General features: G+C 72.8%; 6 protein-coding genes. 4 read left to right on the top strand and 2 right to left on the bottom strand.

Annotated elements, in window-relative coordinates:
• Positions 1-91 precede the first annotated feature (91 nt).
• The gene (locus ACFYUV_RS44350) at positions 92-922 is read right to left on the bottom strand and encodes an SGNH/GDSL hydrolase family protein (protein WP_387680337.1); all 831 of its coding nucleotides are present in this window, start codon (positions 920-922) and stop codon (positions 92-94) included.
• A gap of 218 nt (positions 923-1,140) precedes the next feature.
• Here ACFYUV_RS44350 and ACFYUV_RS44345 point away from each other — a divergent pair, with 218 nt between their 5' ends.
• On the top strand, positions 1,141-2,376 hold the full coding sequence (locus ACFYUV_RS44345) for an isochorismate synthase MenF (protein ID WP_387680334.1): 1,236 nt from the start codon (positions 1,141-1,143) through the stop codon (positions 2,374-2,376).
• Positions 2,377-2,382: 6 nt separating this feature from the next.
• Here the strand turns inward: ACFYUV_RS44345 and ACFYUV_RS44340 are convergent, their stop codons facing one another.
• Positions 2,383-3,003, bottom strand: a complete 621-nt coding sequence (locus ACFYUV_RS44340; protein WP_387680331.1) for a YigZ family protein — start codon at positions 3,001-3,003, stop codon at positions 2,383-2,385.
• 135 nt (positions 3,004-3,138) lie between these two features.
• Here ACFYUV_RS44340 and ACFYUV_RS44335 point away from each other — a divergent pair, with 135 nt between their 5' ends.
• From ACFYUV_RS44335 to ACFYUV_RS44325, 3 genes are all read left to right on the top strand, one after another.
• Positions 3,139-5,166: a hydantoinase/oxoprolinase family protein gene (locus ACFYUV_RS44335; RefSeq protein ID WP_387680329.1), complete on the top strand. Its 2,028-nt coding sequence runs from the start codon at positions 3,139-3,141 to the stop codon at positions 5,164-5,166.
• 20 nt (positions 5,167-5,186) lie between these two features.
• Positions 5,187-6,827, top strand: a complete 1,641-nt coding sequence (locus ACFYUV_RS44330) for a hydantoinase B/oxoprolinase family protein (protein ID WP_387680326.1) — start codon at positions 5,187-5,189, stop codon at positions 6,825-6,827.
• Between the two features lie 124 nt (positions 6,828-6,951).
• Complete coding sequence (locus ACFYUV_RS44325; RefSeq protein ID WP_387680324.1) at positions 6,952-8,172, top strand: right-handed parallel beta-helix repeat-containing protein; 1,221 nt, start codon at positions 6,952-6,954, stop codon at positions 8,170-8,172.
• Positions 8,173-8,193: the final 21 nt, after the last annotated feature.

Raw genomic sequence — 8,193 nt, 5'->3', positions numbered from 1 at the left:
GCTCCCACTCCGCGTTAGTTAAGTCACCTCGACCCATAGGCCAATCGTGACCGCCCAGGCACGATCAGTCAGCAGATCTAAGAAACAGCACCTAGCGCGGGTCCTCCCAGACGAAGCCGTGCTCGAACGTCTGCTCGGCCAGCGCCTTCTGCCCGGCGAGGTTGGGATGGAAGAAGTCCCACTTGCTGACGTGGTCGAGCGTGAACGGGAAGGAGAAGATCGCGCCCTCGTCGGTGTCGCACGAGGGCCCCATCGCCTCGCACGCCAGCGCCGCCTCCCTGTTGTAGGCCATCACCCGCGCCCGCACCCGGGCCCGCCGCTCGACGTCGGCCTTCTTCACCGAGGCCGGATCGGCCAGCATGGTCTGGCAGATCCTCCCGACGGTCCAGAACGTACGGGCCAGCGGGTTGCCCTTGCCGACCTGCCACAACCGCCGCAGGTCGGGCACGCTGGCGATGAACACCCTGGCCTGCGGCATCCCGGCACGCAGGGCCGACAGCGCGGCGTCCATGCGCCGGCGGTAGAGCGCGACCGGCGTCATCTCCCGCTCGGTGCGCTTGCACGCGTCCTGGGCGCCTATGAGGATCGTCACATAATCGGCCTTCGCCGCGATCGCCTGGTTGACCTGGCCGAGCAGGTCGGCGCTCGTCGAGCCGGGCACCGCGAAGTTCTCCCGATGGAGCGTTCCAGCCAGGCCCCGCAGCCGGAGGTAGTGGCTGACCACCTGCGCGTTGTCGCCGGCCGCCCAGGAACGGGCCGCGCAGGAGACGTACCAGCCGCAGGAGTTGAAGCCCGTGGAGATCGAGTCGCCCAGCGCCGCCATCGTCTCAGGGACGGGCTGAGCTGCGGCGACGGCCTGCGCGGGGCCCGAAGCGGCCAGGACGAGGACGGCGGTGACGACAGGGGACAGGCGACCGATCATGGCCCCAAAGGTAGGGAGTCGATCAAGGACGCACCATGACCTTCAGGCGAGGTCTGCCATTTCAGGACCGTCTTCCTATCGCCGCTTGACAGTGCCTCCGCGAGCTGGGCGCCCCCAATGAACGTCAAGATCCGGTTATTTCCTGGCTCGTGGGCAGTAACACCGCATTCACGGGGGTCCGAGTCGAACGTGTTCAGTTCCCGCATAGAGTGTCTTGAGTGAGTGTCGCGCTCGGAACAACCCGCCCGCTACCGGTTCGCACCACCCCTGTCGGCGACCCCGGTGACCTGCTGGCATCCCTCCCGAAGACGGCGCCCTACGCCTGGATCAGGAACGGCGAGGGCCTGGTGGGATGGGGCCAGGCCGCCCGCGTCGCCGTGCCGCCGGGCCCCGGCCGCTTCGCCTGGGCCCGCGAGTGGCTGCGCACCGTCCTCGGCGACGCGCCCGCCGACGACGCCGGGCGCGCCCCCGGCTCCGGCTCCGGCCCCGTCGCCTTCGGCAGCTTCACCTTCGACGAGGACGCCCCCGGGTCCGTGCTCGTCGTCCCCCGCGCCGTGCTCGCCCGCCGCGGCGGCCGCGCCTGGCTCACCACCGTCGGCGAGGCCCCGCTGGAGACGTTCAGCCCCCTCCGCGAGCCCGGCCGCATCAGCTACGGCGACGGCAGCCTCACCGCCCCCCAATGGGAGCACGTCGTCGCCCGGGCCGCCCGCCGCATCCGCGACGGCGAACTGGAGAAGGTCGTGCTCGCCCGCGACCTGCTCGCCACCGCCGAGCACCCCATCGACGTGCGCCTGCTGCTGACCCGGCTGGCCCGGCGCTACCCCGAGTGCTACACCTTCTCCGTGGCCGGCCTCGTCGGCGCCACCCCCGAGCTGCTCATCCGCCGCACCGGCCAGGAGATCGAGTCCCTCGTCCTGGCCGGCACCACCGCCCGCGGCACCGGCCCGGCCGACGACGTCGCCCGCGGCGCCGCGCTGTTCGCCTCCCAGAAGGACCGCCACGAGCACGAGTGCGCCATCGCCTCCGTGCGCCAGACCCTCGCCCCCCTCTGCTCCTCCCTGCACACCCCCGACGAGCCCGAACTCCTCGTGCTGCCCAACGTCCAGCACCTGGCCAGCCACGTCACCGGGCGGCTGGCCGACGGCGCGTCCGTGCTCGACGTGGTGGCCGCCATGCACCCCACCGCCGCCGTCGGCGGCACCCCGACCGACACCGCCATCAAGGTCATCCGCGAGCTGGAGGGCATGGACCGCGCCGGCTACGCGGGCCCGGTCGGCTGGATCGACGCCCACGGCGACGGCGAATGGGGCATCGCCCTGCGCTCGGGGCTGATCGAGGGCAACCGCGCCCGGCTGTTCGCCGGCGGCGGCATCATGGGCGACTCCGACCCGGCCGCCGAGCTGGCCGAGGCCCAGGCCAAGTTCCGCGTCATGCAGTACGCCCTGGAGGGCTGAGCGGCCTCAGCCGGGCACGTGCACGCCCTCGCCCACCTCGACGCGGGCCCGGCCGGCCGTCAGCGCGGCCACCCACTCGCCGAACGCCGCCACCTCCTCCTCCCCCACCGCCACCGAGAACGTCACCCCGGCCGCGTAGGTCACCTCGCGCAGCGCGTAGCGGGAGGCGCGCAGGTCGTTCTCCACCCGGCCGGCCTGGTCGTGGGCCACCGAGACGCTCACCAGCCTGGCCGGGACCATCCGCACCGGCTCCACCAGGTCGAGCGTCTCGGTCACCGCTCCCCCGTAGGCGCGCACCAGGCCGCCCGCGCCCAGCAGGACGCCGCCGAAATAGCGCGTGACCACCGCGACCACGTCGTTGAACCCCCGGCCGACCAGCGCCTGGACCATCGGCGTGCCCGCCGTGCCGCCGGGCTCGCCGTCGTCGTCGCCCTTCTGCAGCCGCCCGCCGATCACGTACGCGGTGCAGTTGTGGGTGGCGCCGGCGTGCTCGCGGCGGCGGGCGGCGATGAAGGCGGCGGCCTCCTCGACGGTACGGGCGGGGGCCAGCGCGCAAACGAACCGGGAGCGGCGCACCTCGGTCTCGTGCTCGACGCCGGTCGCGAGGGTGAGGTACGACTGGGACACGCCTGCCAGGCTACCGCCTTTACGTTGTAGATTTTTGGGCGGGCGCACCCGGTTGAGCGCGATGCACGGGAGGCGTCCCTCCCCTGTGCAGGACGCCCATGATCGCGGCGCCGCCGCGCGCGTACGGTGCGGCGCATGACCTATCGCGTCGCCATGGACATCGGCGGCACCTTCACCGACGTCGTCTGCTACGACGAGCGCACGGGGGCCGTCACCGCCTCGAAGGCGCCCACCACGCCGGGGGACCTGGCCGAGGGCGTGTTCGCCGCGCTCGGCCGGGTCGTGGACGACCCCGCGGCCATCTCTTTCTTCGTGCACGGCACCACGCAGGGGCTGAACGCCCTGCTGGAGCGCAAGGGCGCGCGGGTGCTGCTGCTGGCGAGCCGGGGCGCCGGGGACGTCTACCGGATCGCCCGCGGCAACCGCGACCGCATGTTCGACCTGCGTTACCGCAAGCCGTCGCCGCTCGTGCCGCGCCAGGACGTCATGGAGGCCGGCGGCCGTCTCGACCACCGGGGCCGCGAGCTGGAACCCCTCGACGAGGAGGCGGTGCGGCGGGCCGCGCGGCGCGCCCGCGAGGAGGGCTTCGACGCCGTCGCCGTGTGCCTGCTGTTCTCCTTCGCCGACCCCGCGCACGAGCTGCGCGCGGGCGAGATCCTGCGGGCCGAGCTGGGCGAGGACGTGCTCGTGGTGCTCTCGCACGAGGTCGCGCGCGAGTGGCGCGAGTACGAGCGCACCTCCTCGGCGGTGCTGGAGGCCTACACCGGGCCGGTCGTGCGCAGGTACCTGGCCAGGATCGAGCGGCGCTTCGCCGAGCGCGGCCTGTCGGTGCCGGTGCACGTGATGCAGTCGTCGGGCGGGCTGGTCAACGCCTCGTACGCGATGCGGCGGCCGTTGCAGACGCTGCTGTCGGGGCCGGTCGGCGGCACGATGGGCGGCGTCGCCGCGGCCCGCATGCTGGGCCGGGAGAACGCGATCTGCGTGGACATGGGCGGCACCTCCTTCGACGTCTCGCTCGTGGTGAACGGGCGGCCCGACGTCAGCGCCGAGGCCCGCATCGAGGGCTACCCGGTGCTCATGCCCATCGTGAACCTGCACACCATCGGCGCGGGCGGCGGCTCGATCGCCTACGCCGAGGCGGGCGCGCTGCGCGTCGGCCCGGAGTCGGCCGGGGCCGTGCCGGGCCCGGCCTGCTACGGGCGGGGCGGCACCCGGCCCACCGTGACCGACGCGAACGTGGTGCTCGGCCGGGTGGACCCGGCCTGGTTCGCGGGCGGGCTGATGACGCTGGACGAGGAGGCGGCGGGCGCGGCCGTGGTCACGCTGGCGCGGGAGCTGGACCTGGACCCGCTGCGGCTGGCCGAGGGCGTGTGCGACGTGGCCAACGCCAAGATGGCCCAGGCGATCCGCACGCTGACGGTCGAGCACGGCGTGGAGCCGCGGGAGTTCGCGCTGGTCGCCTTCGGCGGCGCGGGCGCGATGCACGCCGTCTTCATCGCCCGTGAGCTGGGCATCTCCGAGGTGGTCGTGCCGCGCTTCCCGGGGGCGTTCTCGGCCTGGGGGATGCTGGAGGCGGACGTGCGGCGGGACCTGACGCACCCGTACTTCCGGCCGCAGGACACGCTCGACGGCGACGACATGGCCGGGCATCTGGCGACGTTGGAGCGGGAGGCGCTGGAGGCGCTGGCCGGGCAGGGCGTCCCTGAGGAGCGCCGCCGGGTCGAGCACGCCGTGGACATGCGCTACGAGGGCCAGGACTACACGCTCACCGTCCCGCTGCGCGACGCCGCCGAGCCGGGCGAGCCGGGCTTCCTCGCCGCGGTCGCGGCCCGCTACGCCGAGGCGCACACCAGCCGGTACGGCCACGCCACCCCCGAGGCGCCGGTCGAGTTCGTCATGCTGCGCAGCACCGGGTTCGGCTCGTTCCCGCGCGCCGCCGCCGGGGCCGCCGAGCCGCGCGAGGAGGCGTCGGCAAACGTCCGGGACGTGATCTTCGACGGGGTGGTGCACCGCACGCCCGTGTTGCGGCGGGCGGGCCTGTCCGGCTCGTTCGCCGGGCCCGCGATCGTGGTCGAGGAGACCGCGACCACGGTCATCCCGCCGGGCTGCCTGGCGGCCGTCGACGACAACGGTTTCCTCATCGTGAAGGTGGACGTCCAGTGATCGACCCAATGATCGACCCAGTGATCGACCCAGTGATCGACGCGGTTACCACAGAGATCATCCGGTGCGCTCTGCTGCAGGCGGCCGAGGACATGAACACCACGCTGATCCGCAGCTCGTACACGCCGGTGATCTACGAGGCCAAGGACTGCGCGGTGGCGCTGCTCGACCGCGACCACAACGTGCTGGGGCAGTCGTCCGGCCTGCCGATCTTCCTGGGCAACCTGGAGGTGTGCACCCGCGAGACCGAGCGCATGTACGGCCGCGAGGTGTGGCAGGAGGGCGACGTGTGGGTGCTGAACGACTCCTACGTCGGCGGCACCCACCTCAACGACGTCACCGTCTACGGCCCGATCTTCGCCGGCGGCGAGCTGGCCGGGTTCGCCGCCTCGCGCGCCCACTGGCTGGACGTCGGCTCCAAGGACCCGGGCGGCTCGATGGACTCCACCTCGATCTTCCAGGAGGGCCTGCGGCTGGGCCCGGTGAAGGTGTACGCGGGCGGGCGGCCGTGCCGCGACCTGCACGAGGTGATCGCCCGCAACGTGCGCTTCCCGCACGCCACGCTCGGCGACATGCGGGCCCAGGTGAGCTGCGCGATGACCGGCCAGCGGCGGCTGCAGGAGATCGTCTCGCGCTGGGGCCTGGAGACGGTCATGGCCGCCCGGGACGAGATCTTCGCCCAGACCGAGCGCATGGAACGCCAGGCCATCGCCGCGATCCCCGACGGCGTGTACGAGGCGTCCGGCTTCCTCGACAACGACGGCGTCGACCTGGCCACGCCGCTGCCGGTGAACGTGCGGGTCACGGTGTCGGGCGAGTCGATGCGCGTGGACCTGACCGACTGCGCCGACCAGGCCCGCGGGCCGGTCAACTGCGGCGCGGCGCAGGCCGTGGCGGCGGTGCGGGTGGGGTACAAGCTGCTGGTGTCGGGGGACGTGCCGCTGAACGGCGGCTCCTTCCGCCCGCTGAGCGTCGAGACCCGGCCGGGCTCGATGCTGGCCGCGCGGTCGCCGGCCGCCTGCCAGTACTACTACTCCCATCTCGGGCTGCTCATCGACCTGGTGGTCAAGGCGCTGGCCCCGGCGCTGCCGGGCAAGGCGGCGGCGGCCTCGTACGGGGACTCGATGATCGTGCAGTTCACCGGGACGGACCCGCGTACCGGGAAGTTGTACGTCTCCCAGGAGGCCACGGTCGGCGGCTGGGGGGCGTGGGAGGGCGGCGACGGCGAGTCCTGCCTGATCAACAACGTCAACGGCTCGCTGCGGGACATGCCGATCGAGGTGCTGGAGACGCTGTTCCCGGTCCGGGTGCGCCGCTACGAGATGCGTCCGGGCACCGGCGGCGCCGGTCAGTGGCGCGGCGGCAACGGCGTGGTGCGGGAGTACGAGTTCTGCGGCGACACCTCGTTGTCGTTGTGGTTCGAGCGCTCGGTCACGCCCGCGTGGGGCCTGGCCGGCGGCGCGGCGGGCGCTCCCCCGCGGGTGACGCTCAATCCGGGCACGGCGGGCGAGCGCCGGATGCTCAAGGTCAACGCCCTGCCGGTGTCGGCCGGTGACGTGCTGCGCTGCGAGTCCGGCGGAGGCGGCGGCTACGGCCCGGCCGACCGGCGTTCCCCCCTGGCGCGGGCGGCCGACCTGGCCGAGGGCATGATCACGAACTGATCCGCATTCGACCGAAAATCGCACGGATTGTTCGCCGGTCTGTGAAGATGATCGACAACGCGGGGGCACGCGAAGCCTGGGGAGGCTGTGTCCCCGTCATGACCATCTTCACGAGGGGACTCTCATGACTGCGTTACGAACGCGCCTGCTCGCGGGCTCGGCCGCGCTCGCCGCGGGCCTGGCCGGCGTCGCCGTGCTGACGCCGGCCGCGCCCGCCTCGGCCGCCAGGGTGGAGGCCGCCTGCTCCGACGCCCCCGGCGACGCCGCGGCGATCCAGGCCGCCATCGACTCCTCCAAGGACGGCGACGAGATCGTCATCAAGGGGCCGTGCCTGATCAACGCCACGATCAGCCTGGCCGACCGGCGCACCTACCGGGGCGACGCCAAGGCCGGCACGGTGCTCAAGCAGGCCGACGGCGCCAACCTGCCCGCCGTGCTGGCCTCCAAGGGCTGGCTGGAGGACACCGAGTTCAGCGGCGAGAGCGTGCGGGTCGAGCGGCTGACCATCGACGGCAACCGCGACCACAACACCGGCACGGTCGGCCTGCTGCTGCGCTCGTGGAACACCCGGGTCTACGACGTGGACATCTACGGCACGCCGTCCGACGGCATCCGCATCAGCAATCCGTCCAGGAACGGCACGACGCTGCGCAACACCATGGTCAACAGCGTCATCAGCGACGTCTACATCGAAGGCGCCGCCGAGGCCGGGATCCGCGTCGTCGACCCGGGCAACTCCGTCACCGACTGGACGCTGCAGCGCTCCTGGATCGGCTTCAGCGGCACCAGCGCCATCCAGAGCGACAACGCGGCCGGTTGGACGATGAGCGGCCTGCACCTGTACGGGACGCCGAAGAACGCCATCGACGCCCACCGCTGCTTCGGCACCTCGATCCAGGACAACTACATCGAGGACTTCGGCGCCGAGAGCACGGCGGGCCAGACGTACTACGGCATCCGCTGCGACCTGCAGGGCGACGCCGCCACCACGATCACCGGCAACCGCGTGCACAAGTTCCTGCCGCCGCCGAACGCGCTGGCCGAGCTGCGCAAGGCCCGCCAGAGCGGCGCGGCGCCGCCCGAGCGCAAGATCGCCGCGACCGGCCCGCTCCCGGACGGCGTGGACTTCGTCTACCTGGCGCTGGACGCGGTCAACTACGGCGCGGGCCACGCCGCGATCACCGGCAACACCGTCGTCGGCCACGGCACCAAGCAAGAGACCGGCATCCTGCTGGCCAAGGGCGAGGGCGAGTCGATGTCGATCGCCTCCTCGGGCAACCTCCTCGACGGCGTCGGGAAGCGGCGCAAGGTCGGCGCGGGCGTCCACCTCACCAGGGGCTACTGACCCGGCGACGCCGCCGCCCGG

Origin of the sequence: Nonomuraea sp. NPDC003560 (assembly GCF_042878785.1) — a bacterium.
Lineage (GTDB): Bacteria > Actinomycetota > Actinomycetes > Streptosporangiales > Streptosporangiaceae > Nonomuraea.
The sequence above is the reverse complement of the archived record's forward strand: the minus strand, read 5'-3'. Positions and strand labels throughout refer to the sequence as shown.

Coding starts and splice junctions, on each gene's coding strand:
- ACFYUV_RS44350 (WP_387680337.1), bottom strand. CDS start 922: ATGATCGGTCGCCTGTCCCCTGTCGTCACCGCCGTCCTCGTCCTGGCC.
- ACFYUV_RS44335 (WP_387680329.1), top strand. CDS start 3,139: ATGACCTATCGCGTCGCCATGGACATCGGCGGCACCTTCACCGACGTC.
- ACFYUV_RS44325 (WP_387680324.1), top strand. CDS start 6,952: ATGACTGCGTTACGAACGCGCCTGCTCGCGGGCTCGGCCGCGCTCGCC.